The sequence below is a fragment of the Sinobaca sp. H24 genome, assembly GCF_023845525.1.
Map to the genome: position 1 here is coordinate 20,515 of NZ_JALBWT010000026.1, position 25,777 is coordinate 46,291.

The following is a 25,777-nucleotide window of genomic DNA, read 5'->3' on the forward strand; positions in this document are numbered from 1 at the left end:
TCTTTGACTAAATATAGTGATGCGTTTAAAGAACAACTAGTTCAGGAATACCTTCACGGTCCTAAAGGATACAAACGATTGGCTAAAAAATACGAGATGCCGTCCCCGACGCCGATCAAAAAATGGGTCCATACGTATCAAGTCTTGGGCCGAGACGGATTAAAAAGAAAAACAAAAAAAAGCAGATACACTGGTTCCTTCAAATGGGATGTTTTATACTGGAGAAAACAAACAGGAGCTTCCCTTCGGGAGACAGCGGGGGCCTTCGGCCTCTCTAATCTCTCGATGATTTCCGCCTGGAACCGGGCCTGGGACCAAGAGGGCATGGCAGGACTGGAAGAGAAGCCGAAAGGAAGATCTCCCATGACCGATAAATCCTCTCGTAAGCCATTATCTCCAACGCCTCTTTCCAGAGAAGCACAGCTGGAACGCGAAAATGAGCTTCTCCGCTTGGAGAATGCGTACTTAAAAAAGCTCCGGGCTTTTCGGAAGAAATCGGAACCCTCTCCCGAAAAGCACAAGCAGGGCTTGCGTTCGAGCTTCAGGAAAAAGGATTCCGATTGACGGATGTGTTGAATCAAGTGAACATTCCAGAGGCTACCTATTATTATCACGTGAACCGCTTGAACCAGGAAGATCCGGATGCTGCCCTGAAAGAAGACATTCAAGCTATTTTTGATCGGCATCAAGGCACCTATGGCTACCGTCGAATCCATGCCCATCTGCGGGCCGAGGGATGGCATGTGAACCATAAGAAAGTACAGAGGCTGATGAGATATCTTGGGCTGGCCTGTACGGCGTTTATTCGCAAGTCACGCTATCGCTCTTACAAAGGCACTGTCGGTACGGTCACGAAAAACCGGTTGAACCGGCGGTTCAACAGTTCCGTTCCCCTGCAGAAATTAACCACGGATATAACCGAGTTTAAGTGTACAGCGGACCGGAAGCTGTACCTGAATCCGATATTGGATTTATACAATGGAGAAATTATTGCCTACGGCATCTCGGACCGGCCGACATTGAATCTGGTTCTATCTCCTCTGCAGGAGACGTTAGCTATTGTACGGAATCATGCCAGGTTCCGCACCACCATTCATTCGGATCAAGGCTGGCACTACCAGCATCGGGCCTGGACCAGCCTGTTGAAAACCAGCCATGTGTTTGCCAGCATGTCCCGGAAAGCGACCTGCGCAGACAATGCCCCGATGGAAAATTTCTTCGGGCTGTTAAAACAAGAAATGTACTATGGAAAAGAGCTTGTCTCCTATGAAGAGCTCAAACAAAGGTTGGAAACCTATATTCATTACTACAATCATGATCGGATCAAATTAAAATTGGCTGGCCAAAGCCCGGTTACGTACCGAACATCGACCAGCCAACTCGCTGTATCATAAAACTTTAACTTTTTGGGGTGCACTACCAACGGGGGCTCTTTCTATTATTTCCAGATGTCGTTTGCAATGGAGACAACGTGTTCAAGCTTTTTCCACTGTTCGTCCTCCGTAAGGACGTTGCCTTCTTCGGTGGAAGCGAATCCGCACTGGGGACTGAGGCAGAGCTGGTCATGATTAACATACTGCGCTGCTTCTTCCACGCGCTTTTTAATATTTTCGGCTTCTTCAAGCTCTCCGCTTTTAGAAGTAATCAATCCTAATACAATTTTGACATCGTCCCGGTTGATATAGCGGAGCGGTTCAAAGCCTCCTGCCCGGTCGCTGTCGTATTCTAAAAAGAAGCCATCTACCATTACTTCTCCAAAAAGAATATCGGCCACTGGTTCATAGCCTCCGGATGAAACCCAGGTGGAGCGGAAGTTGCCGCGGCAGATATGCATTGTGATGGTCATATCTTTTGGACGTTTCGCAATCGCGTCGTTAACGGCTTTAGCATACAGTTTAGTAAGCGCCCGGTGGTCAATGCCAGCTTCCTTCATGTTCTTAATCTGCTCTTCTGAGCATAAATAGGCCCACGAGGTGTCATCGAGCTGCAGATAACGGCAGCCAGCATCATAAAAGGCCTGAATAGCTTTCTGATAGGCTTTTGCCAGGTCTTCCATCAGCTCTTCTTTCGTGCTGTATACTTCTTCATCGACCTCCGAACGGAAGTGAAGCATATTGGGACTTGGAATGGTCATTTTAGCCATCGTATCTCCTGTAATGCTCTGCAGGTATTTCACGTCATCGAGCATTGGGTGCGTCGTGAAATCAAGCTTTCCGGTCACTTTAATGCCATGGGATTTTGTTTTTACTCCCTGGAACTGGATCCCTTCCTTTGTTTCGTATCCTTCGACACCATCAAGCTGTTCAAGAAAGTCAAAGTGCCACCATGCCCGGCGGAATTCACCGTCTGTGACAGCCTTCAAGCCGATTTCTTTCTGCTTCTGGACGATGCGTTTAATCTCCTTGTCTTCTACGGCGTGAAGTTCTTCCGCAGACAGGGAACCATTCTGGTGATTTTCTCTGGCCTCTTTCACTGATTCTGTACGAAGAAGGCTTCCTACATGGTCATATCGAAAAGGGGGTGCTTGGTTTGTCATGATGTCTCTCCTTTTAATGGAATATCAGTTTATTCTATCAAGAATATGATGAGCGTAACAAATATCAAATAGGAAGTAAATGGAAAGCATAGTAAAGAGATAAGAATAAAATAGAATAAGCTGTTTTATATTAAAAATACATTAAATAATGTTTGAATATTATCTTTTGCTGGTTTTATGTAGTAAAATAATAATGTTTAGAAATTGGAAAATATTTATAAAGATATGCCATTCCCACACTTAAGGAGCCGTTCAATGAAGTATATTGTAGACCATGCGAAGAAGAGTGTTCACCGGACAGCATTTGCTAAAGATGAATGCGGATTTCGGGAAACGCCAATGGACGAAAGAGAAGGAACATACAATGATTCGTATTTAAAAAACCTGGAAAAAGACGGCTATGTAAAGTGCGAACACTGCTTTAAGCCGAGCTTCCAATATTTGAATACCGTTCTGCTTGGAAAGCTTTTTAAAAAATAATGAACGATTATTCATTCCCTTTAATTGTAAACGCTTTCTGATAAATAGTATAATGAGGATATTATCAGAAAAACAATATGGAGGGATATCATGACGACGAATCATCAAGCGCAGCTGCCTATTAATGCTTTTGCCGATAAAACCCTGGATTGGGAACAAATCATGACACCGGAGAAACTGACGGAAGACCAGCGTACCTGGAAAAGAAAAACCGCTCAATTTGTAGAAGAGGAGGCTCGTCCTGTTCTACACCAGATCGAAAACCAGCAGTTTGAGCCTGTTTACGGCCTGATGAAAAAACTCGGCTCGATGGGACTGCTTGGTGCTTTTATCCCTGCAGAACATGGGGGAACAGCTATTGATAAAGTCGCATATACGGCTGTTATAGAAGAAATGGGAGGCGCGCGCTCTTTTTCTGTTTCTTACGGAGCGCAGGTTGGCATCGGTTCTCTTCCTATTGTTTATTATGGCACCGAAAAGCAGAAAGCTGCCTATCTTCCTAAAATCGCCTCTGGAGATATGATCGGGTCCTACGGACTGACGGAGCCTGGAGCCGGTACAGATATTGCGGCTGTCCAGACGACAGCGGAGGCCTCAGAAGACGAGTCGGTCTATACGCTTTCCGGCGAAAAACAGTGGATCACGAACTCCTCTTTTTCTTCTTACTTTATTATATTTGCTAAAATTGATGGCAAAAAGCCGACAGCTTTTATCGTCGACCGTAATACGGAAGGTTTCACGATTGGCCAGGAAGAAGACAAAATGGGAATAACCGGTTCTTCAACCTGCCCGCTGTACCTGGATAATGTAAAAGTTCCGAAGGAAGCGATTGTTGGAGAAATAGGCAAAGGGGCACGGATCGCCCTCAGTATTCTAAATCTAGGACGTCAGAAAATTGCTGCCAGCTGCGTTGGAGCCTCTAAACGGGCACTGCTGCTTTCAGCAGAACATGCCCAGGAGCGCCGCCAGTTCGGCCATCCGCTTTCTGAAAAGAAAATGATTCAAAAGAAGCTGGCAGCCATGGCGGTCTGGACATTTGCGTCTGAGAGTATGGTTTACCGTACCGCCGGCGTTCTTCAAACTGGAACAGAAGCTGCAGAAAGTGCCGGCATTCCTTTTGCCGACATCTTAAAAAACTTTGCCATTGAGTGTTCGATTAATAAAATCTTTGCGTCTGAAGCATTAAGCGATATTGTCGATCACGGCGTGCAGGTGCACGGCGGCCAGGGATATATGAGGAAAAACGAAATAGAAACGCTGTATCGTGATTCACGCATTAACCGTATATTCGAAGGAACAAACGAAATCAACCGCGTAGTTGTGGCCTCCATGCTTTTCGAAATGGCAGAAGAGATGGCAGCTAAAAAAGAAACAACAGCTTCCGCCGCAGGAATTCTGAATAAAGAAAGAACTTATATGGAAAAGCTTCGGGAGCTGCTGGCGGAATTAGTAAAAGAAACGGCCAGCGTATTTGAGGCACCGGAGGAAGAACAGGAGCTTCTGGAATGTGTAGCGGAAACAGCTAAATCAGTCTACGTGATGGAAAGCGTCTGGAGCCGTGTACAAAAGGACAGCGAAGCGGATGGACTGATGACCAAAATGACATCTGTCTATATGAATGAAGCGGTAGACCGTGTGCTGCCTCTTTTAAAAGAAGCAGCAGACTTTCTGGAGTCCGAGAGTATGCTGCAGCAGATTAAACAGCTCGCAGCAGACAAGTCTGCTGAGACGGATCACTCTATCACGTACAGAAGAAATATAGCCGAAGCGGTTATCGAGCATAATGGCTATCCCCTCTCCTAGTAAGAAAGATAGGATAAAAAAGTTGCAGAATCGAGCAATTTTTTGTAAAATCTAGAAGAACGGAAGATAAAAAGCTAACGTTTAAATCATCACACCTGCTTTAATGTTTACAACAATAAATAATGCAACACCGCTGTTTTAACCAAAGACGGAAATGAACTGGACAATAAGCCAGACATAAGTCGAAAAGGAGAATTCTCCTTTTCGGCTTTTTTTATGTTTAAGGAAGGCAGCTAACTACATTTCGATGAAAAGGACTGTCCTTATGAATAGAAAAGAACAAGAGAAAACGATAGCCAGCTACACGGGAAGGGTGCTGCGGGAGCAGTTTGGCAAAGGGCCGGAAGCCGTATATGTAACGGTAGCACCTCCTTATGTCACCATTTATTTAAAAAATTTCCTTTCTCCGATCGAAAAAACCATTATGGAAGAAAAACAGGAACACAGCATTTATCAATTGAGAGACCCTCTTATGACAAGGGTGCTGCCGGACGTGCAGTCATACATACATAAGATTACGGGTATTTATCTAAAAGATATTTATTACGACTGGGAACTAACCAACCGTTCCGGAATCATGGCAGGTACCAGCTTTAAAGCCGAGGCGCTCAAAGAAAGGCATCCGGAAAGTGAAGAAGAGAACGTGCTGGAGATGATAGCTGAACACACAGAAGTAGAGCCGAAGCGGACCGCCTACCGTAAGGTGAATCACCGGACATTTTTAGTATACCGGGAAGAGTGTCTGCTGCAGGTGGAAATGGAATTAATAAGGCTCGGTTATGAGGAGATATTGAAGAAAGCAAAAAGGCAGGTGGAAAAGAAGCGTTTTTACACCTCAAAACCCTTTCTTTCTCTATTTGATGGAGTGGTGGAAGATGTGTTTATAGATTGGAACTTCGAAAAAAATACCAGTGTCATCATAGTCGTCACTAATAATCGAATGTCTTCTTTTACTTGAGGAATGGAACAATGAAAAGAAAACCAGTTCGTTAGAAAAATCTGTTATGATAATATCACAATAAAAAAAGGGGGAAGATCTATAATGGAACATCTTCCCGTTTTTGTTTACGGGACGCTTTGCAGCGGCCTTCATAACTACGAAAAGTATTTAAAGGGCCATACAAAAAAGGAAATACCAGCGGTTACTGCCGGCAGACTGCATGCCGCAGCCCACGATCGATATCCCTGTCTGCTGAAAGAAGGAGACCTTCCTATTGCGGGAGAACTAATGTACGTTTATGCCTCCCGGTACCGGGAAGTGATGAAGCATTTGGACCGGCTGGAAGGATATAACGAACACGATCAGGAAAACAGCGACTATGTGCGAGAAAAAATCACCGTGACGACTAGTGAAGGAGAATCGGTGACAGCTTATATTTATTACTGGAATCAGCCGGATGATTTAGGCGCATGGATAGAAGAAGGCAGCTGGCGGAAGTATATAGCGACAGATGCTTAAAGGACAAAGGGGGCTGGCGCCCGTTTTGTTGAAGAAAGCAGGGGTAGAGTGGGATTAAAGCTTGCTATATTATCTATATCACTTATTACCGTTATGGCTGGAGCCGCAGTAGCTCCAGCTCTTGGTTCGATTTCGGAAGCTTTTCCTGAGGCAAATGCAACGACTATTAAATTAATAACCACGCTCCATGCTTTTTTTATTATTCCTTTCTTGTTTGTCACCAGCTTTCTGGCAAAGAAATATGCGAAAAAAACACTTTTAATTATAGGCCTGGCTCTTTATCTTGTCGCTGGAACCGCTGGAGGATTTGCAGACAGCATCGGCTGGCTGTTAGCTACAAGGGCTCTTCTCGGCGTATCCGTAGGCTTGATTATGCCGCTCTCCACCTCTTTAGTTTCGGATTTTTTTGAAGGGGCGGAACGAACCACGATGATGGGAAGAGTTGGTTCTTCGATTAACCTTGGAGGCATGATTTCTACTATCCTGGCCGGAGCGCTTGCTGCCATAAGCTGGCGGTATACGTTTGGTGTCTATGGTCTGGCTCTGCTTATTCTATTATTTGTTATCTTGTTTCTCCCCTACGTGAAGCCGGAAAAGCAGACTCTGGAAAACGGAGAAGAGAAAAAGCCCAAATCTGCACCGATCCCGGCCTCGATATACGGGCTGGGCGGATTGATGTTTGGACTTTTTGTCGTATTTTTCTCCATCCCATCGAACATGGCTATTTATCTGCAGGAAAATGAAATTGCCACTGCAGAAATTGCCGGCCTTGTGATCGCATTGGGGACGCTGGGCGGATTTACCGCCGGTTTTCTTATTACAAAAACGCAGGCCGTCTTAAAGCATTTGTTCCTGCCTGTGATGCTCAGTTTCATGGGGGTGGGATTTGCACTGATTGCTTTTGCCCCGTCGCTTGCAGCTATTGCTCCGGGCGTTATTATTCTGGGGTTTGGGTTTGGCTCGATTCTTCCTACCCTGTTTGATCAGGTGTCTATTATCGCTTCCGGACGCCAGATGGTACAGGCGATGGCGGTTGTACAAAGCTTTCTATACCTTGGGCAGTTTGTTTCCCCGCTTGTTCTCGACGGCCTCAGTGCCGGTATTGGGGATGGTTCCACCCAATTCGTGTATATGATGCTTGCTGTCTTTTTATTAGGTCTTGGGCTTCTGCTGTTTGTTTACAGCGTGGGCCGCCGCATTCTCCGATAAACTTGAAAGAGGGCTGTCCGTGGTAAAACTCGGATGGCGCTCTCTTTTATTTATATACATCCCAGCATCAGCTGCTTTTAATAGATCCGTTACGGTGCTGCCGTCTTCAGGATAGCTGCTTGTCCCAATACTTGCCTGCACAGAAATAGCCTCCTCATTCAAAATAAAAGGCTGGCTGAGTTCTTTGAGCAGTCGCCTGCGTGCAGAGTCGGGGTCATTTGTTCTGGAAACAAACACAAATTCATCGCCGCTGAGGCGCGCTGTTATTTCATCATTTTTCAGCATATGCTGGCAGCGTGCCGAAATAGCGAGAAGAAGTTCATCGCCGGTGTGGTGGCCTTTAGTATCGTTAATTAATTTAAACTGGTCTAAATCAAAGAAAAATAAATGAAGAGGGTGCCCCGGGAAATCCTTGAGCATAGAGGCAATTGTTTTCTCGAGGAATCTGCGATTTGGCAGACCTGTCAGGCTGTCGTGATTAGCCTGGGTAATAAATACTTTTAATTCGGCAATCGTGTGGTTAATGGAATGGAACACCTGCCCGATTTCATCCTGGCTGGTAACAGCAATACGCGTATTCAAGTTGCCGCGTGCAATTTCCCCCATGGTCTGCAGAACCGGAAGGGTGCAGCGTTTAATAAACAAGCGGAATACTAAGTAATTCACAAATCCAACGATTAATCCAGCGAGAATGCACGCAGCACTGAATAATAAAATTTGACTGGTCTCAGCAATATTTGTCAAAGAAATCGCAATAGGAAACATAATACCCATGAGCAGCCCCATGCCGCAGTAAACAATAAACATTGTTCTGGAATAGCTTTTTTTTAGAACCATCTTTTACCCCCATGTGTAACTTTATATATACAATATATGTAATTTTATAGGACTTTAGTTATATAAATTATATATTGACGTTCAAAAAAAAGCAATGAACATAGATTACTGTATTATTCATTTATAAGTGCTCTCTTTTTAAGATCTGTCTTCTGGGAATATCGTTTTTGCGGCGGGATTGGTATAATGTAAGGAGACGAAACGGCAAAGAAAAGAGGCGGTGTCTTATGATGGCAGAAGGAAATAGACGATTAAAAGAAGAAAAGGTCTTCAAAGACCCGGTACACCGCTATATTCATATAAGGGACGAACTTCTCTGGGATTTAATAGGCACGAAGGAATTTCAGCGGCTGCGCCGGGTGCGGCAGCTAGGAACGACATTCTTAACCTTTCACGGAGCAGAACATACCCGTTTTAACCATTCTCTTGGTGTGTATGAAATCACAAGGCGTATTATAGAAGTTTTTGAAGGCAGACCCTTCTGGAAAGAGGAGGAACGGCTGCTTACGTTGAGCGCGGCACTTCTGCATGACGTGGGTCATGGTCCGTTCTCTCATTCTTTTGAAAAGGTTTTTCAAACAGATCATGAGTATTGGACCAGAGAAATAGTCATGGGAGATACGGAGGTCAACACCGTATTAAGACGAATGGGGGACGACTTTCCACAGAAGGTCGCGGAAGTAATTGAGAAAACATACTCCAACAAACTGGTTACAAGCTTAATTTCAAGCCAGATTGATGCAGACCGTATGGATTACCTGCAGCGTGATGCATTTTATACAGGCGTAAGCTATGGTCATTTTGATATGGAGCGCATTCTGCGGGTCATGAGGCCGACTGAAGACCAGGCAGTGATTAAATATTCCGGTATGCATGCGGTGGAAGACTATATTATGAGCCGCTACCAGATGTACTGGCAGGTGTATTTTCATCCGGTCACAAGAAGCGCAGAGGTCATCTTAAGCAAAATCCTGCAGCGGGTAAAAGTACTGTTTGAATCAGGCTATACGTTTTTGTACCCTCCGGAGCCCTTCACGGGATTTTTTACCGGTGATCTTACATTAGCGCAGTATCTGGAGCTGGATGAATCGGTGACGATGTATTACTTCCAGATGTGGCAGAAAGAAGATGATGGTATCCTGCGCGATCTATGCCAGCGCTTTATGAACCGGCGGCTGTTTAAATATGTGGAATTCGATCAGCATGTTCATATCAATGACTGGCTGAAACTGCTTGAGCTCTTCAAAAAAGCGGACATGGACCCGGACTATTATTTGGTCGTGGATTCCTCTTCTGACCTGCCCTATGATTTCTACCGGCCGGGCGAGGAAGAAGAGCGTATTCCGATTCATTTGCTGATGCCAAACGACAAGCTGCGGGAACTCTCGAGGGAGTCGGACGTAGTGGAAGCCATTTCCGGAAAAAAAAGGACGGATCACAAGCTTTACTATCCGGAGGAGTGGCTTTATACAGAAGGATTTGAAGAAGAGAAAAAAGAAATACGTTCTATTTTGAAGTCATCAAAAAAGAAACAGCCTTCTCCGGTGAAAATGAGGAATAAAATCCTCTTACATAGCTTCGGGTTTAGACTGTATGATAGAACAAGAACAAAAGGGGGATTTTTTACGTGCTGCCTGATCACGCAAAAGTTATAGCTCTCATTCACGGAGCCGAGGAAATTATTGGACGGAAAAAACTGCAGAAGATTGTTTATATAAGCAAAAAAGCCAACCTACCGCTGAGCGAAAAATATACCTTCCGGATGTATGGTCCTTATTCCGAGGAATTAACGCTTCGGGTGGAGGAATTGTGCGATCTCGGCCTGGTCTCTGAAATAAAGGAAGAAAAAGCCGGGTATTATCAGTACCGATATAGGGTAACAGACCAGGGAGAAGACTTTTTAGCTAAATTCCCGCAGGAATGGCCTTATAATGAAGCAGAGGGTATTCTTCATTATCTAAATACATGCACGTCGAAATTCCTGGAACTGGTATCGACGATGCTTTACTTTGATCATTTATCACCAGAGGAAGTGGAAGAGAAAGTATCCACTTTAAAGAAAAGCCAGAATTATACAAGTGATGATATGGCAAAAGCCTGGGCATGTATTGAACAAATCAAAAATCACCAAGTGCCGCACGACTACTTGGTATAAAGGGAGCGGATAATGTTGGATTTATTTGAAGACTATAAAAAGAAAAATAGTAAACCGTCAAAAAAAGGCTCTGGATTTAATATATTAAGCGGAGATTCAACAAGCGGACATGGAGGATACGGGGTTGGTACATTAAGCCTTGATAATATTACTCCTGTATTTATTGACCCGGAAGAAGCCACGAGCTTTATTGATATGGGTGCTCTTCATGCCCGTTCAGCGGTGGAAAAGCGTATTAAGTTTCTGAAAAATAAAGAAGAAGTGCCAAACGGCAAGCTTTACTGGCTCGTATGGGTGACCACCGACCATAAAGACGGCCGTCCTTATTACGCAGGCGTTACTGCCTGTGAAATGACAGTGGATACAGACATCCGCCGCGGCTATAAGAGCCTGCCCGAGCATGTTAATAACATGGACCGGTCGTTAAAGCGCCGCATTATTGTAGATAAAATGGATGACAAATCCAAACAGCTGCTGGCCGAGTTCCTGAAAGATTTTGATAACGACATGTGGCATGCGTCAGAGAAGGAACTGCATGACGGATTAACAGCGTCACAAGAAAACGAATAACGCCGCACGCATATGCATCCACCTCCGCAAAAGAACGGCTGCGGCAGGGGATGTTTTTTGCCGGTACAGGCTTCAAGATAAGGGAGATTAGATAGCGATGGGACTTTGGTTTACAGAAAAACAGACAAATCATTTTGGGATTACTTTTGAGATAGAAAAAACGCTGCATACGGAAAAAACAAATTTTCAGCAGCTTGATATAGTGCAGACAAAAGAATTCGGCAGAATGCTCCTTTTGGATGACATGGTAATGACGACGGAAAAAGACGAATTTGTTTATCATGAAATGATCGTCCACGTGCCATTGTTTACTCACCCGGAACCAAAGCACGTGCTTGTGGTCGGAGGCGGAGACGGCGGGGCGATTCGTGAAATTCTTAAGCATCCAAGCGTGGAAAAAGCGACGCTCGTAGAGATTGACGGCAAAGTAATTGAGTATTCCAAGCAGTACCTGCCGGGCATCGCCGGGTCACTTGACGATCCGCGGGTGGAAGTGAAAACAGCCGATGGTTTTCTTCACATAGCAGAAAGCGAGCAGGCCTATGACATTATTATGGTCGACTCGACGGAACCGGTGGGTCCCGCCGTGAAGCTGTTTGAAAAAGGATTTTACGAAGGCATCTCCCGGGCATTGAAAGAGGACGGTATTCTTGTTGCTCAGACAGATAACCCCTGGTTTCAGCATGACCTGTTAAAAACAGTCTACCGCGATGTAAGCAGTATTTTCCCTGTTTCCCGTGTATACACAGCTAACATTCCTACGTATCCAAGCGGTTTGTGGACGTTTACGATGGGGTCTAAAAAATATGATCCGCTGGCTGTTCCGGAGAAACGTTTTCATGATCTGGATACCAAATATTATACGAGAGAGCTTCACCAGGCATCCTTTGCACTGCCCCGCTTCGTACTGGACGGCGAGAATCCGAATCGATAAGGAGAAAAGACATGTTATTTGATGAAGCTTATTCTGGAAAAGTATTTATTGGGAGCCGTACATCCTATACGGACGCAGATGTTGTCCTGTTCGGCATGCCGATGGACTGGACGGTCAGCTTCCGTCCGGGCTCCAGATTCGGGCCTGGCCGCATCCGCGAGGCTTCTGTGGGACTGGAGGAGTACAGCCCTTATTTGGATAAGCACCTGGAAAACGTCCGCTATCATGATGCCGGCGACCTTCTGCTGCCGTTTGGCAATCCTCAGAAAAGCCTGGATATCATTGAAGAGACGATGGACGTGTTTCTGCGGGACAACAAGTTTCCAATTGGCATAGGCGGCGAGCATCTGGTCAGCTGGCCTATAATAAAAGCGATGGCCCGGAAATATGAGGACCTGGCGATTATTCATATTGACGCGCATACGGATCTTCGTACCGACTACGAAGGAGAGGTATTGTCCCACTCCACACCTATTCGTAAAGCCTGTGAATGGCTCGGTCCGGAGAATGTGTTTTCATTTGGGGTTCGCTCAGGAGAAAAAGAAGAGTTTTTATATGCGCGCACATCCGGAATGAATTTTCATCCTTTTGAAGTCACTGAACCGCTGCAGCGTATTCTGCCGGAGCTTCATCAGCGTCCGGTATATGTCACGATTGATATTGACGTGCTCGATCCAGCGTATGCACCCGGTACAGGGACCGCTGAGGCAGGCGGCATCACTTCGAAAGAGCTTCTGCAGGCGATTCATTCCATCGGCCATTCCAGTGCTTTTATAGTAGGTGCAGATCTGGTTGAAGTGGCACCGGTATATGATCATGCCGAAAAAACAGCGATTGCGGCATCGAAGTTTATCCGGGAGATGCTTCTTGGGTTTCCTAAAGCCAAATAAGTTGAGCTCTACTTCTTTTCTCTCTACAATGAAGGCAGATAGAAATAGGTGAAGGGTGAGGTCTATGGTAATTCATCGCTCATGGTCATGTAAATGGAACGAATTGACGTGCCAGCGCCTGGTGCGCTGGGAGGCATTGGAGAAAGACTACAAAGGCTTTCATACCTTTGAGCAGCGCCTGCCTTTTTTTCAGGACGTCCGCAGACAGAAATTCTACATTCATGAAACCGTCCGCCATATTGAACACCGTGCCTCTCATCTGGCAAGAGAGGGAGAAAAAACAAAAGAGCTGCTGCGGCGCCAGAAAACGTGGCACCGTCATGCAGCAGATAGATTGTTTGCTATAGATTATAATTTGCTGCTTTATAAGCGTTTGTATGAAGGGGATCTTCCCTATGTCCTCATGTCGCCCCGGCAGATGGAGGCATGGATACGTAAGGAAAAGGAATACAACCTGCAGCTCGTGCATTTGATTGAAAGTGGAGGCGGCCCCCTGCAGAGCCTTTACTTTTTGGAGCAGGTGCTGAAGCCGAAGCTGTTTAAAAAATGGCTGAAGCCGTACCAGCTTCCATTAAAAAAGAAAGCAGACAAACTGGACCTGCTTTCGGTGATTCCGTATGGATTTGCAGATAAAAGGGACAGCCGTTAGCTACAAATATGGCGTAACGGTCTCATAATGGACGGCCGGGTCAATACTGTTTCCCGTAATAATAACGACTGTCGGCCCATCCGGCTTGATGATCTGCTCGAGCAGCGCCGATACGCCCACTGCAGCACCGCCTTCTACAATCAGGCGGTGCTTTTTATATAGAAAGGCCATTGCGCGTGCGATCGCTTCTTCTGAAACTGCACAGCGGATGTCAGTATAGCGCTCAATCATTTTCATCGTGTACTGATTATCAAGGCCGATTCCTCCGAGAAGGCTGTCGGCAAGGGTTGGCGTTTCCTCTACTTCCACAGGGTGTCCCGCTCTCAGGCTTTCCTGCATCGCTGCTCCTCTGCTGATCGTAGCACCGTGTACCTCGATGGCAGGGTCCGTTTCTTTCATGGCAAGTCCAAGGCCTGACAAAAGACCGCCTCCGGACAGCCCGGCAATTACAGCAGAAATATCCGGCAGCTCCTCCAACAGCTCGAGGCCCATGGTACCCTGACCTGCGATAATAGAGGGATGGTCAAACGGAGGGATTAAGGTAAGGCCTTCTGTCTGCACCAATTCAGCGCTGATTTTGCCGGCTTCATCCTGGCTTTTCCCTTCTATACGAAGTTCTGCTCCGCTTTGCTCCAAGGCTTCTATTTTTGCGCGGGTTACTGTTTCTGCTACACAGATCACCGCGCGGATGCTTTGTGCAGCGGCGGCCCTGGCCACAGCAAACCCGTGATTGCCGGTGGAAAAGGTGACGACGCCTTTTTCTTTCTGGGCGTTTGTTAAAGATGAAATCATATGCGTCGCACCCCGCAGCTTGAATGAGCCGGAAGGCTGAAGCTGCTCCAGCTTTAAATAGACGGGAAAGCCGGTAAGAGTACTTAGTTCAGCTGAATGCATTAAGGGTGTGGGAGGGAGCTCCCTTTTTATAACGGACCGGGCTTTCCATATGTCACGAAGGTTCATTAGGTATCTTCCTTTCCTAACAGGAGAATAGTGTAGTTGGTCCAGGCTGTCTTTCTGCTGGATAAAAGAGTATTTTTTTCATCGTAGCATACAGCGGGCACAGCGAATATTCATTTTTCGGTAATATCGATAAGAACATCGAACGAAATATAAATAATATCGTCATCGTTTACTAAATGAAGAAGCTGGCGTACGGGCAGGGTGGATTGGCAGCGGCCGGAAAATGTGCGGTACTCTCCGTCTTCCCAGTAGGAAAAGCAGTACTCCTGCGGACAGCCGATTATTTGTTCGAGCTTCCAGAAAAGTTCCTGCAGCCGCTGTTCATCGAGTAACGGCTTTGGCAGGCGTTTTGTGACGGCGCGTCGTTTATTCCAGGCGTCCCGGTGTTCGGGGAGAATCATTCTGGAGGATTCCCATCTCATATTCGATCCCGGGGTCAGCTTATTTTCTGTCATCATAACCACCTCTTTCTTCTTATCATATATAAGAACATGTGTTCTAGTAAAGGGTTGTTTTTTGACTTACAAAAAGTAATGAAGTAAATTTGAAATATCAAAAAGAAAAAAGGAGCCGGTTATGTCCTATCACATACATGAAAAAACGAAAATAGGCCAAGTAGAACTGCTGATTTCCAATCTGGAAGCGTCACTGGAATTTTATCGGGAGATGCTCGGTTTTGAAGTGAAAAGCAAAATGGAAAATCGTGCAGAATTAGGTCCGCACGGCGAAAATAAAACACTTCTGATACTGGAAGAAAAGCCGGAAGTGCTGCCAAAGCAAAAAACAAGCGGCCTTTATCATTTTGCTGTATTGGTGCCGGACCGAGTGAGCCTCGGCTTATCTCTCCGACGTCTGCTGGAAAAAAACTATCCGCTGCAGGGAGCATCCGACCACCAGGTCAGTGAAGCGGTGTACCTGGCAGATCCGGACGGGAACGGCATCGAAGTGTACCGGGACCGGCCGGAGCAGGAGTGGAACAGAAATGAGCATGGAGAGGTTACGATGCAGACACTTCCCATGGATGCGGACGGCGTGCTGCGGGAAGCATCTGATCACCAGTGGAACGGGCTGCCTGCGGGTACTGTAATTGGCCACATGCATCTTCACATCTCTAATCTTGAAAAGTCCGCTCATTTTTATACGGAGGTGCTTGGCTTTGATACGATGGTCTCGATTCCGGGAAGTGCTCTGTTTGTCTCGGCAGGAGGGTACCATCATCACATCGCTGTAAATCTCTGGGCCGGGAGCAACGCTCCGGCCCCTTTAGAAAATGCCGTTGGCCTGATGTATTACTCGATTGCTTCCGACTGAGAAGAAAAAGAAAAAGCAGCCGAACGCTTAAGAAAAGAAGGGACGCCCATAAAACTAGAAGGAAACACCTTCTGCTTTCAGGATCCTTCCGGCATCTGGGCGAAACTTGCTGCTGCGAAATAAGATATAGAAGAGCAGATGTCCATTGCGGACATCTGCTTTTAAACGTCTGCCTTCTTCCTGCAGGCTTTGGTTTTATGGCATAATAGGGACATGAATAGATGATAAAATCGATAACGATAAAAGGATGGATAGATACTATGAGTACTCCCGATTTGAAAGCACGATCGCCCTGGTCGGCGTTAAACGATGTAGACAATGTGACCATACATCCGCTGAATGGAAAAGCCGTATCAGTTGATATGACGGTGCCGGGAAGCAAAAGCTTTACAAACCGTGCGCTTATTTTAGCGGCGCTGGCAGAAGGAACTTCTACTCTTTCCGGACTGTTGAAGAGCGATGATTCCTATTGGTGCCTGGATGCTCTTGAAAAGCTTGGCGTCCCGTCGCGGGTCACCGGGGACACGGTGGAAATAGACGGATGCGGCGGCAGCTGGCCGATCAAGGAAGCAGATCTATACATTGGTGCAGCGGGAACGATTGCGCGGTTTCTTCCCGGAGCGGTTGCTGCTGCGAACGGTGGGTCCTATCGGATTGAAGCGAGCAGACGAATGAGCGAACGCCCGGTTAAACCTTTAATGGAGGCCCTTGAAAAGCTTGGAGCACAGATCGAATATGAAGATAAAAAAGGATTTTATCCGCTTGTCATCAAGCCTGTAGGGTTAAAAGGCGGAGAGGTGAGCATTTCCGGTGCTGTTTCGAGCCAGTTTATCAGCGGCCTGCTTATTTCCGGTGCCAGCCAGCAGAATGATCTTACAGTAACGATACCGGATCACATCGTGCAGCATGCCTATGTAAAAATTACGCTTGATCTGATGAAAGAATTTGGAGTGACGTCTGAATATAACGATGAATTAACAAAAATGACAGTGCCGGCTTCAGGATACAAAGCCAGAAAGATGGCTCTGGAAGCAGATGCTTCGACGGCAAGCTACTTTATGGCGCTGGCTGCTATTTCCGGCGGCAGGGTTCGTATTAATAATCTGCCAACCCAAACAAACCAGCCCGATATCGGTATGGTGGATTTGTATGAAAAGATGGGATGCACTGTAGAAAAAGGAGAATCCTATGTAGAGGTGCAGGGGCCGGATCAGCTTAAAGGAGGTCTGGACATAAGCATGAAGGAGATGTCGGACCAGACGCTGACGCTTGCTGCAATTGCACCATTTGCGGATGGACCGATAACGCTTCGGGACGTGGAGCACATCCGCCACCACGAATCGGACCGGATCCATGCGATCTGCACAGAGCTTGGAAAGCTGGGTATAAAAACAGATGAATTCGCAGATGGGCTGACGGTATAACCGGGTACGCCGAAAGGTACGTCGTTATTGTCCTATGATGATCATAGAGTAGCAATGGCGCTGTCCCTTGTCGGAGCGAAAGTGCCGGATGTAACTATTGCCGATCCAGGCTGCGTATCAAAAACGTGTCCTTCTTATTTTGAACTGCTGAAAGCAGCAGGCGTGGACATAACCTACAGCTAATACAGCCTGTCTTGATAGAAATAGTTCGGCTTATGAACATGATTATTGTATTCTTTATGAAAAATAGAGGTGGTGGCGGGTGAAACCGGCGGAATCAGCCATGTCCAGTCGCCAGTAACTTCTCTGCCGGCCTGAGCTTCTTTTTTTTCGAAACGTTCAAATTGGGCAGCTGCCGTATGGTGATCAACCATGCTGACGCCATGCTTTTTATAAGAATGAAGAACAGCACGGTTTAATTCAACGAGTGCCCGGTCTTTCCAAAGAGTGGAGGCAAATGAAGTATCAAGGCCTGCAATCTCCGCCATTTCCGGAAGCAGGTTGTACCGTCCGGCATCGGCAAGGTTTCTGGCTCCGACCTCTGTTCCCATGTACCAGCCGTTAAATGGAGCAGCCTGATACGTAAGGCCGCCTATTTCAAGCTTCATATCCGATACAATCGGAACGGCATACCATTTGTACTGCTTCTCTGCAAATGCCTCATATTCCGGGTGCTCCAACGGTACCTCAAGAATGAGGGAGGAGGGGATGGAAAACCATTTAGGTTCCTTATCTCCCAAGCTGATTAAGATAGGCAGAATATCGAAATCTGTTTTGGGGCCCTTCCATCCAAGCTCAAGACATTTATTTGTAAAATCAATCGAATCCGGATCACCGATAATACCATCCTCTGTCTGGTAACCGGCATAACGGATCAGCTGATAGTTCCAGATCCGGATCGTCGGATGATGAGGCGAGGCGGGGGCAAATAAAGAAATAACCGGCAGGATTCTCCCTCCATTCGTAGCATAACGGATGTGCCGGAATAAAGAGCGGGCAACTTCATCTTCGGTGCTGTCTGCACGACAGTCGAGCACATGAAGGGATTCCCAGAAAAAACGGCCGATGCAGCGATTGCTGTTGCGCCAGGCAAGCTTTGCTCCTATGCGGAGTTCTTCCAACGTGTGAGTGTAGTGGCCGGTTTCGGCAATCTCTGTTTCAATCTGTTTCCAGCGTGCTTGGCAAACATCGCTGTTTTTTTCGGATTCCATATAAGCTATATCAATAAATGCTTTTGCTTCTTCTGCCAGCAGCTTCTTATCCTGCATAGGACCACCTCGTTACGTAGTTTCAATATATACAGTATATGATAGATGACGACCGGATTCTAATATTACAAGCCGGGCTGAGAAAGAGAGGGGAAAGCTGTGCTTTTTTTAGCCGTTTTTTTCACTTTGTTTTTACTTCTGCTGATAGGATTGGGAACAGCCAGAGTGCTGCTGTTTCGAGAAAAACCTTTTTCTTTTGGTCATTGGCTCAGCTTTTCGGCCGGTGCGTCCTTGGCCGTAAGCGTCCTTATTACAATATAAAAAGCCCCGTGTCCACCTGTTTTAAAGGAGGAGACGGGGTTTTTAGCTGTATATAATTTATTGACCGATAAGCTCGCTCATTTTCTCAGGGATTTCTGTGTTATCCAGTAAACCAGTGAATTCTTCAGATCCTGTACCGTAGGCATACAGTGGAACATCCGTACCGGTATGCTGAGAAGTAGACCAGCCGACATATGCATATTCGCTCACAATAGAGTTGATTTCGAGCGCACGTGCTTCTTCGTCGCCGGCATCTTGAATACGGGCTGCTTCCTCGTCGGTGATATCAATATTTGTAAAGGTAGAAAGAACTTCGGCTGCATTGGAAGCATCTTCATTCAGCTCTTCTGCCATTTTATTTCCTGTAGCAGTGACATCACGAAGAATGTCCGGTTTAGCCATGTACTCATCATAGCCGCCAACGCTCATACCGCCTGTTTCGTGGTCACCGGCTACAACAACAAGTGTATTACCTTCTGCCTCAGCATAATCGACTGCTTCCTGAACGGCCATCTCGAACGCTTCGGTGTCACTCATGGCCCAGCCTGCATCGTGAGCGTGACCGGCCCAGTCAATCTGGCTTCCCTCTACCATTAGGAAAATCCATCTTCATCTTGCTCCAGCGATTGAATAGCAGAGGTTGTCATTTCAGATATGCTTGGCTGTTCTTCCGGACGTTCCAGTTCCGGTGACATGGCTTCTTCGCTGAAAGGCCAAGAATTTTTTCGTGTTCTGATGCCTGCATCTCATCAAGGCTGTTTGTATAAGTAAATCCATCTGCCTGGGCTTTCTCTATAAGGTTTTCTTCTTCCTGCTCGCCGCCTTCTGATTCAGGAAGAAACATATTCTGGCCTCCGCCCATCAGCACATCGACGTTTTCAATCAGCTGCGGTGCAATAGCGGCTTCATTATCGCGGTCTTCTACATTAGCGCCAAAGACGGCTGGTGTAGCGTGGGTAATAGTAGACGTAGCCACAAGACCGGTTGATTTGCCTGCATTGCCTGATTTTTCAAGAATACTGTCTGGAGATTCACCCTCTGGTGTCATGCCGATCATTCCATTTTCTGTCTTGACTCCACGGGCCATAGCTGTACCGGCAGCAGCAGAATCGGTTACCAGATTATCTGCTGAGTCAGTTTTCATCATTCCAGTAAGAAATTCATCCCATACAGGAGTCTCCTCGCCTTTGTAATGACGGTAATTTGTAGCATACGCCGCGTCAAAACCATCCGGGATCATGTAAATGATGTTCTCTACTTCCTCCGGCTTCTCTTTATTAGAATGAGCCGGCGCTTTTCCATTGTCATCAGGAATACTTGCGTAGGCTCCTGTTCCGGAAGAAAGAATAATAGATGTTCCGAGTCCGAGTGCGGCAACGCTTTTAAATTTTTTAGAAATAGATTTCATGTTTTACTGACCCCTTTTCTGATTATGTTTTACACTCTTAACTATAAAGAGCAGTTGTTAAGGAAGTATAAAGCTAATCTAAAGAGAGCCGGCAGGGTGAGGGACTATTCTACTTTGGAAGCAATTTGGCATACGAAACAAGGAATTTTATAAGAGATACTATATAAATATAGGGTCTTTCGAAGAGGAGGAAGGATAAAAGACTCTATTTATTATAAAATTCAGAAATAAAAAACAAGTACTTTAGACGCAATCAAATGTAAAAAATGTTAATCAAAGGTAAAGGAAATATCTTTTGTATTATAGGAGCATAGAAAAAAGCATGCCTCCGCGGGGCATGCTTTTCAACTTTATATTTCATCCAGCAGCTGGTAAATCTGCTGTTTATTTTCCGCCTGTATTAATTGTTCCCTGAACTCTTCATCCATCAGTTTTCGGGACAGCATCTGCAGAATACGCAGGTGATCGTCACCGGCACGTTCCTCTGGTACTGCAATCATAAATATTAATTTTGCCTGCGTGCCGTCCATACTGTTCCAATCGACCCCTTGCCGATGTATGCCAAAAGCGACAGCCGGTTTTTTTACTACATCGGCTTTTCCGTGGGGAATCGCCACATTCATGCCGAGTCCTGTAGAACCCTGCGTTTCCCGATCAAGAATAACTTCTTTAAATGTGTTATTATCGCTCAGTACATCGCTGTTGGAAAGCGTTCGAATCATTTCATCCATTACGCCTTCCCGGGTATCTGCATTTAGATTGGGTAGGATCAGGTCTTTGGAAACAAGATCGGTAAGCTTATTAAATGTCGCTTCCTGTGCAACGCTTTTCGGACGAGCGGCAGTTTTTTCACTGCTTACAACAGGTTCTTCCACGCCGCCGGATGGCACCGTCACTTCAGTAACATCACGCTTGATCAAATTAACAATAAAGGCAGTAATAAGGGAACCGACCAAAATAGCGATAAAAAACATGGTCACATTCGTTACAGCTCCCAATACGCCTACGATCGGACCGCCGTGTGCTACTTGATCCCCAACGCCGCTCTGCATCGCAATAACTGCAGCTGCCATGGAACCGATCATAATGCTTGGAATAACCCGCAGCGGGTCTTTGGCTGCAAAGGGAATCGCGCCTTCTGTGATGCCGAATAGTCCCATCGTGAAGGACGCTTTTCCCGCCTCAATCTCCGGCTGCTCGAATTTTTTCTTATTCATAAATGTGGCAATACCAAGACCGATAGGAGGAACGGCAATGGCTGCAGCCACGGCTCCCATAATCGCGAAGTTGCCCTCGGTAATCATAGCAGCGCCGAACAGGAAAGCTACTTTGTTTACAGGACCTCCCATATCAAAGGAGATCATCGCCCCTAAAATTAAGGCTAGTAGAACAGTGCTGGTTCCTTCCATTCCTGCAAGCCAGGTAGTCAGGCTCTCAAAAATAGCGGCTACTGGTGCACCTATTAAAAAGGAAAAGGCTAAACCGACAATAAGGGAGGCTAATACCGGAATAATAATGATTGGCATGATAGGCTGCAATGCCCTTGGGACTTTCCACTTTTTAATCCACAGTGCCACATAACCTGCTAAAAATCCGGCAATAATTCCGCCTATAAAACCAGCAGCGGCTTCACTGCCGTAGAAGCTGCCATTTGCTGCAATGTAGCCGCCGATCATCCCTGGTGCCAGACCCGGCCGGTCGGCTATGCTCATGGCGATAAAGCCGGCGAGAATAGGCACCATAAATGCAAAAGAGCCTGCTCCGATCGCTTCAATTGTGCTCCAGATCGAATCCTCCGGGATAATCAAGCCTTCCGCCGATGGAACCCCTCCAAGAGATAAAGAAATTGCAATCAACAGTCCTCCGACGACGATGAAAGGAATCATAAAAGAAACGCCGTTCATCAGGTGCCTGTATATAGGGTTTTCTTTTTTCTTCTTTTCTTCCTGCTGGTCTGCTGAACCGGACAATGTTTTTCCTTTTCCGTCCAAGATGTTTTGAATGAGCTGTTCCGGCTTATGAATACCGTCCTGAACCCCTGTTTCTACATATTGCTTTCCTTGAAATCTGGATTTATCGACATTTTTATCGGCTGCAAATATAACCCCTTCTGCTTGCCGTATATCTTCCTCTGTCAGAATGTTTTCGGCTCCTACCGACCCCTGGGTTTCTACTTTTATTTCCACTTCGAGCTGTGCCGCGGCTTTTTGCAGATTCTCCGCTGCCATGTACGTATGGGCGATTCCTACAGGGCAGGCGGTAATAGCGACAATTTTTTTCAAGCTGCCTCATCCTTTCTTTTGCTTTCTATATTTAGTATAGAGAAGAAAGAAAGGATTAATGAAAGCGTTATCTTTCCGGAACATGCGGTAAAACGATATTAATCATTAAAATAATGAAAAAACTGCTTCTTTATTAGACAGGCTTTTTATGTGAGCTACCCGGTCAGGGCGTCGGACAGCTTCGATATTTCCTCGAACAATCTTTTTACTTTTCTGCCTTCCTGCAGATCGGCCGCTAAAAGCAGCACAATGGCGGTGGAAGATCCGTTCCATTGAATTGGTTCCGGAAAAATTCCGACGGCAATAGATGGAATCTTGATAAACGAAGGATCACCATGAGGGATGGCAATGCCGCCACCGATAAATGTGGAGGATCTGTGCTCCCGATCAATGGTGCTTTCAACAAAATCAGGTGTTACTTTATTGGTTCCTGCAAGGAATCCGGCTAAGTATGTAATAACGTTAATTGGATTCGGTTCTTGAAGAAAGTGGATATGGTCTGGAGAAGAGATCAATTCCTGCAGGACGTTTTGGCTTTCTTCTTTTAATGTATGCATCATTTTTTGTATTTGCTGCTGCTCCTCTTCTTTTAAAAAAGGGGATACAACAATAATCGGTACATCTTTGCGCTGAAGCGGCACAGTAGAAATGATCATGTCGACTCTCGTTTGATCAAATTGTTCAGCTTGTTTTACAGCCACACAATCTTCTGTCTGAAGGGAAGGAAACTTTCTTTCCAATTTTGTCTGCAGGAGGCGTGACATACCAATGCCCATAGGACAGACAAGCAGAACCCGCATATAATCGGCAGAAGCTTTCTTCGAGCGCTCCAAAGAAACCTGAAAGTGAATGGTTAAATAGGCTATTTCCTCAAGCGGCCATTTTTTCGCCGGTTCTAAATCAGCAAGAGCTTCTATAATCATTTCAAACAAATAAGGATACATTATTCTTATTTCGGAAGCCATAGGGTTATGGTGGCTGAAGTGATGGTTGATTCTGGCTGTACTGCTGTGAAGGTGCGAGGCCGTATCCCGGAAAAGGCTGCTGTCTTTGTGGTAGGGATGGCCGGTGGCAGTTGTTACTGCCTCAATTAAACGGTGTGTAAAGCGTATCGTTTCCGGATCTACCTGAAGCTGCTCAAATATATTGGAGTTTTCTTCAGAAGGAGTTTCCAGCCTGGCACTGAGAAGATGAATAGACAAATAGTACACTTCGGCTGCAGGCCACTTCATTTGAAAGTAGGCCTCCAGCTCCCCGGCGAGCCGGGACGCTTTTTGCATTTCTATTCTCTTCGTATCGGGCGCGTCCGGCGGATAGATAACGCTGCGCTTCCACATAATTCGTTTTACAGCGAGAAGGATATGGATGATTAATGTTTCACGGGACATCTGTGTATAGGAAAATAAAAAATACTCTTCAAGTCCTTTAATCATCTTATTAACCGCTTCCCAGTCAAAAGGGGAAAACCATTCTTTTATAGGCTGATTTTGTGCTAAAGAGCGCCGAACCAGATCAGCGATAGCCGCCCGGTGTCCTGTTTCCGGCCCAATGATGGAAACGCCAACGTTTGGTTTCAGCTGAATAGAAAGATGGTATTTCTGCAGGTGTTTGCTGCATTCCTTTACTAATTCCTTAATGGTGGCCTGGCTCTCATACAGTTCTTCTGTGAGCTGCTTAATGGTCCACTCTTTTTTCGTGTCGAGCAGAAGACGCAGAAGAAGAGAAATTTGATTTTCTCTGGAAGCAGGCTGCTCCTTTTTCTCCATAGAAAAAAGCTGGCTTTTAATAGCGTGATCTTTTTCCTCGGAAGGAATAAAGCGAATGCCCCGGCTGGGCTTGCGGAGCAGGCTTCCCCAATGATGTACTGCGATATACTGGTGGATGGCTTTTAGTTCTGTACGGACTGTTTTTTCCGAGCAGCCTATAAGGTCAGCGACGCTTTGAATCGATACGTAATTCTGCTGATTATATAAATACGCAGTAATTTTCCGCTGCCGGCCTGTCATAGTTTTCTTCACCTTTCTTATTAAATAATATGGAAAAAAACCGTCTTTAATGTTCAAGACAGTTTTTTTATACAAATAGGAAGTCTTTACAACGTATCGCCGGGTTTCAGAACAGACGCGTTGGCTTCCACTGTTTCCGGATATTTGATTCCCATTCCGGTATTTAAACATAAAACAGAGTCGTTGGGCTTAATCCAGCGGTCTTCTCTCAGCTCTCGAACAGCGGCGAACAGCGCGGCTCCTTCTGGACAGATAAAGGTGCCCTCAGTCCGGGTTACGTGCCGCTGTTCTTTTAGAATGCGAGGATCATCAATAGCAACAGCACACCCGCCTGTTTCATAAATAGCTTCCAATACGAGAAAGTCTCCGAGCGCTTTTGGGACATTAATCCCAAAAGCTGCAGTCTTGGATTCCGGCCAGAACTCGGAAGAGGTTTTGCCCTGCTTATACGCTTCAACAATAGGGGCGCACTCTTCTGCCTGAACAGCTACAAGTCTCGGCATTTTAGACGATAGTATCCAGCCAAGCTCCATCAGTTCTTTAAATGCTTTATAAATTCCAATGAGGCCGACACCGCCTCCTGTCGGATACAATATCACATCCGGCAGCTTCCACTGCAGCTGTTCGGCAATTTCAAAGCCCATCGTTTTTTTCCCTTCAATCCGGTACGGTTCTTTAAGCGTAGAGACGTCAAACCAGCCGTATTTTTCTACGGAACGGGCAACAATCTGTCCCGCGTCACTGATCAGTCCATTTACTAAATGAAGATCTGCTCCGGCAGCAGCGCATTCTTTTCTAGTGACGATTGGTGCATCAACCGGCATAACGATATGAGAAGCAATAGAAGCTCTGGCTGCATAAAGGGCCCAGGCAGCTCCTGCGTTTCCATTTGTAGGCATCGCAATTTCTTTGATGCCGAGCTCTTTCGCTTTGGATACTCCGACCGCGGCTCCGCGGGATTTAAAAGAGCCTGTAGGGGTTAGTCCTTCATCTTTCATAGCCAGCTGCTTAATATCAAATTCTTTAGCCAGGTTAGTCATTGGAAGAATGGGGGTCATGCCTTCTCCCATAGAAATAATATTTTCTTCTTTTTTTACCGGCAGCAGCTCGTGGTAGCGCCATAATGTGGGAGCGCGATCTCTCAGGCTTGCTTTCTGATACTGCACATTGAGCGAATCCAAGTCGTAGGCTGTAAGGAGCGGGGAGCCGCAGGTACACAGGTTTTGAGGCACATCAATAGAATAAGTATTGCTGCATTTAGGGCAGTATAAGTGGGAAACATAACTATAGGCTGGCAAAAGAATCCTCCTTTAATGGCAAATGTAGGTAAGTATA

At 46.0% G+C, this 25,777-nt stretch carries 22 protein-coding genes and 2 pseudogenes; 15 read left to right on the forward strand and 9 right to left on the reverse strand.

The annotated features are described in order from the left end of the window. Positions 1 to 3: 3 nt before the first annotated feature. Positions 4 to 564 carry a helix-turn-helix domain-containing protein gene (locus MMY81_RS23800; protein WP_252314779.1) on the forward strand — a complete coding sequence of 187 codons (561 nt, stop codon included), beginning with the start codon at positions 4 to 6 and terminating at the stop codon, positions 562 to 564. Continuing rightward, positions 495 to 1,394, forward strand: a complete 900-nt coding sequence (locus tag MMY81_RS23805) for an IS3 family transposase (RefSeq protein ID WP_252314813.1) — start codon at positions 495 to 497, stop codon at positions 1,392 to 1,394. The genes MMY81_RS23800 and MMY81_RS23805 overlap by 70 nt, the downstream gene beginning before the upstream one ends. Positions 1,395 to 1,438: 44 nt before the next feature. Here MMY81_RS23805 and MMY81_RS23810 read toward each other — a convergent pair whose 3' ends face one another. Then, entirely contained in the window at positions 1,439 to 2,536 is a 1,098-nt protein-coding gene (locus MMY81_RS23810) for a 5-methyltetrahydropteroyltriglutamate--homocysteine S-methyltransferase (protein WP_252314780.1), read from the reverse strand. Between the two features lie 255 nt (positions 2,537 to 2,791). On the opposite strand from MMY81_RS23810, the gene MMY81_RS23815 reads away from it, so the two are divergent. The 5 genes from MMY81_RS23815 (at position 2,792) to MMY81_RS23835 (ending at position 7,487) form a co-directional block, all read left to right on the forward strand. Continuing rightward, positions 2,792 to 3,016, forward strand: coding sequence for a hypothetical protein (locus MMY81_RS23815; RefSeq protein WP_252314781.1), 225 nt, complete (start codon positions 2,792 to 2,794; stop codon positions 3,014 to 3,016). Between the two features lie 90 nt (positions 3,017 to 3,106). Continuing rightward, on the forward strand, positions 3,107 to 4,819 hold the full coding sequence (locus MMY81_RS23820; protein ID WP_252314782.1) for an acyl-CoA dehydrogenase family protein: 1,713 nt from the start codon (positions 3,107 to 3,109) through the stop codon (positions 4,817 to 4,819). A gap of 265 nt (positions 4,820 to 5,084) precedes the next feature. After that, positions 5,085 to 5,777: a Na-translocating system protein MpsC family protein gene (locus MMY81_RS23825; RefSeq protein ID WP_252314783.1), complete on the forward strand. Its 693-nt coding sequence runs from the start codon at positions 5,085 to 5,087 to the stop codon at positions 5,775 to 5,777. Positions 5,778 to 5,861: 84 nt separating this feature from the next. Then, positions 5,862 to 6,278, forward strand: coding sequence for a gamma-glutamylcyclotransferase family protein (locus MMY81_RS23830; RefSeq protein ID WP_252314784.1), 417 nt, complete (start codon positions 5,862 to 5,864; stop codon positions 6,276 to 6,278). Positions 6,279 to 6,326: 48 nt separating this feature from the next. Then, positions 6,327 to 7,487, forward strand: a complete 1,161-nt coding sequence (locus tag MMY81_RS23835) for an MFS transporter (RefSeq protein WP_252314785.1) — start codon at positions 6,327 to 6,329, stop codon at positions 7,485 to 7,487. Here the strand turns inward: MMY81_RS23835 and MMY81_RS23840 are convergent. Continuing rightward, positions 7,431 to 8,324: a GGDEF domain-containing protein gene (locus MMY81_RS23840; RefSeq protein WP_252314786.1), complete on the reverse strand. Its 894-nt coding sequence runs from the start codon at positions 8,322 to 8,324 to the stop codon at positions 7,431 to 7,433. The genes MMY81_RS23835 and MMY81_RS23840 overlap by 57 nt on opposite strands. 230 nt (positions 8,325 to 8,554) lie before the next feature. Here MMY81_RS23840 and MMY81_RS23845 point away from each other — a divergent pair, with 230 nt between their 5' ends. From MMY81_RS23845 to MMY81_RS23870, 6 genes are all read left to right on the forward strand, one after another. Then, a complete protein-coding gene (locus MMY81_RS23845) occupies positions 8,555 to 9,979 on the forward strand; it encodes an HD domain-containing protein (RefSeq protein ID WP_252314814.1) in 1,425 nt (474 codons plus the stop codon). Then, on the forward strand, positions 9,952 to 10,479 hold the full coding sequence (locus MMY81_RS23850) for a YwgA family protein (protein WP_252314787.1): 528 nt from the start codon (positions 9,952 to 9,954) through the stop codon (positions 10,477 to 10,479). Before MMY81_RS23845 ends, MMY81_RS23850 begins: the two co-directional genes overlap by 28 nt. Before the next feature lie 12 nt (positions 10,480 to 10,491). Further along, positions 10,492 to 11,049 (forward strand): YwhD family protein, encoded by a 558-nt coding sequence (locus MMY81_RS23855; RefSeq protein WP_252314788.1) that lies wholly within the window; start codon positions 10,492 to 10,494, stop codon positions 11,047 to 11,049. A 97-nt stretch (positions 11,050 to 11,146) separates the two neighbouring features. Next, positions 11,147 to 11,983, forward strand: coding sequence for a polyamine aminopropyltransferase (gene speE / locus MMY81_RS23860; RefSeq protein ID WP_252314789.1), 837 nt, complete (start codon positions 11,147 to 11,149; stop codon positions 11,981 to 11,983). A gap of 11 nt (positions 11,984 to 11,994) precedes the next feature. Beyond that, entirely contained in the window at positions 11,995 to 12,873 is an 879-nt protein-coding gene (gene speB, locus MMY81_RS23865) for an agmatinase (protein WP_252314790.1), read from the forward strand. Positions 12,874 to 12,937: 64 nt separating this feature from the next. Next, positions 12,938 to 13,522: a hypothetical protein gene (locus MMY81_RS23870; RefSeq protein WP_252314791.1), complete on the forward strand. Its 585-nt coding sequence runs from the start codon at positions 12,938 to 12,940 to the stop codon at positions 13,520 to 13,522. Here MMY81_RS23870 and eutB read toward each other — a convergent pair whose 3' ends face one another. Both eutB and MMY81_RS23880 read right to left on the reverse strand, forming a co-directional pair. After that, complete coding sequence (eutB, locus tag MMY81_RS23875; protein ID WP_252314792.1) at positions 13,523 to 14,482, reverse strand: hydroxyectoine utilization dehydratase EutB; 960 nt, start codon at positions 14,480 to 14,482, stop codon at positions 13,523 to 13,525. A gap of 110 nt (positions 14,483 to 14,592) precedes the next feature. Beyond that, on the reverse strand, positions 14,593 to 14,940 hold the full coding sequence (locus MMY81_RS23880; RefSeq protein WP_252314793.1) for a YolD-like family protein: 348 nt from the start codon (positions 14,938 to 14,940) through the stop codon (positions 14,593 to 14,595). Between the two features lie 118 nt (positions 14,941 to 15,058). Between MMY81_RS23880 and MMY81_RS23885 the strand changes: the two genes are divergently transcribed. Together MMY81_RS23885 and aroA are read left to right on the forward strand one after the other, a co-directional pair. Beyond that, positions 15,059 to 15,793: a VOC family protein gene (locus MMY81_RS23885; protein ID WP_252314794.1), complete on the forward strand. Its 735-nt coding sequence runs from the start codon at positions 15,059 to 15,061 to the stop codon at positions 15,791 to 15,793. Positions 15,794 to 16,053: 260 nt separating this feature from the next. Then, positions 16,054 to 17,400 (forward strand): annotated as a pseudogene (aroA, locus tag MMY81_RS23890) (3-phosphoshikimate 1-carboxyvinyltransferase). Here the strand turns inward: aroA and MMY81_RS23895 are convergent. The 5 genes and pseudogenes from MMY81_RS23895 to MMY81_RS23925 form a co-directional block, all read right to left on the reverse strand. Beyond that, positions 17,397 to 18,485 carry a nitric oxide synthase oxygenase gene (locus tag MMY81_RS23895; RefSeq protein WP_252314795.1) on the reverse strand — a complete coding sequence of 363 codons (1,089 nt, stop codon included), beginning with the start codon at positions 18,483 to 18,485 and terminating at the stop codon, positions 17,397 to 17,399. The pseudogene aroA and the gene MMY81_RS23895 overlap by 4 nt on opposite strands. 318 nt (positions 18,486 to 18,803) lie before the next feature. Then, positions 18,804 to 20,154 (reverse strand): annotated as a pseudogene (locus MMY81_RS35775) (alkaline phosphatase). A 350-nt stretch (positions 20,155 to 20,504) separates the two neighbouring features. Then, positions 20,505 to 22,436, reverse strand: coding sequence for a PTS fructose transporter subunit IIABC (locus tag MMY81_RS23915; protein WP_256497995.1), 1,932 nt, complete (start codon positions 22,434 to 22,436; stop codon positions 20,505 to 20,507). Between the two features lie 155 nt (positions 22,437 to 22,591). Then, positions 22,592 to 24,442 carry a BglG family transcription antiterminator gene (locus tag MMY81_RS23920; protein WP_252314798.1) on the reverse strand — a complete coding sequence of 617 codons (1,851 nt, stop codon included), beginning with the start codon at positions 24,440 to 24,442 and terminating at the stop codon, positions 22,592 to 22,594. An 86-nt stretch (positions 24,443 to 24,528) separates the two neighbouring features. Continuing rightward, complete coding sequence (locus tag MMY81_RS23925) at positions 24,529 to 25,740, reverse strand: threonine synthase (protein ID WP_252314799.1); 1,212 nt, start codon at positions 25,738 to 25,740, stop codon at positions 24,529 to 24,531. Between the last annotated feature and the right edge of the window lie 37 nt (positions 25,741 to 25,777).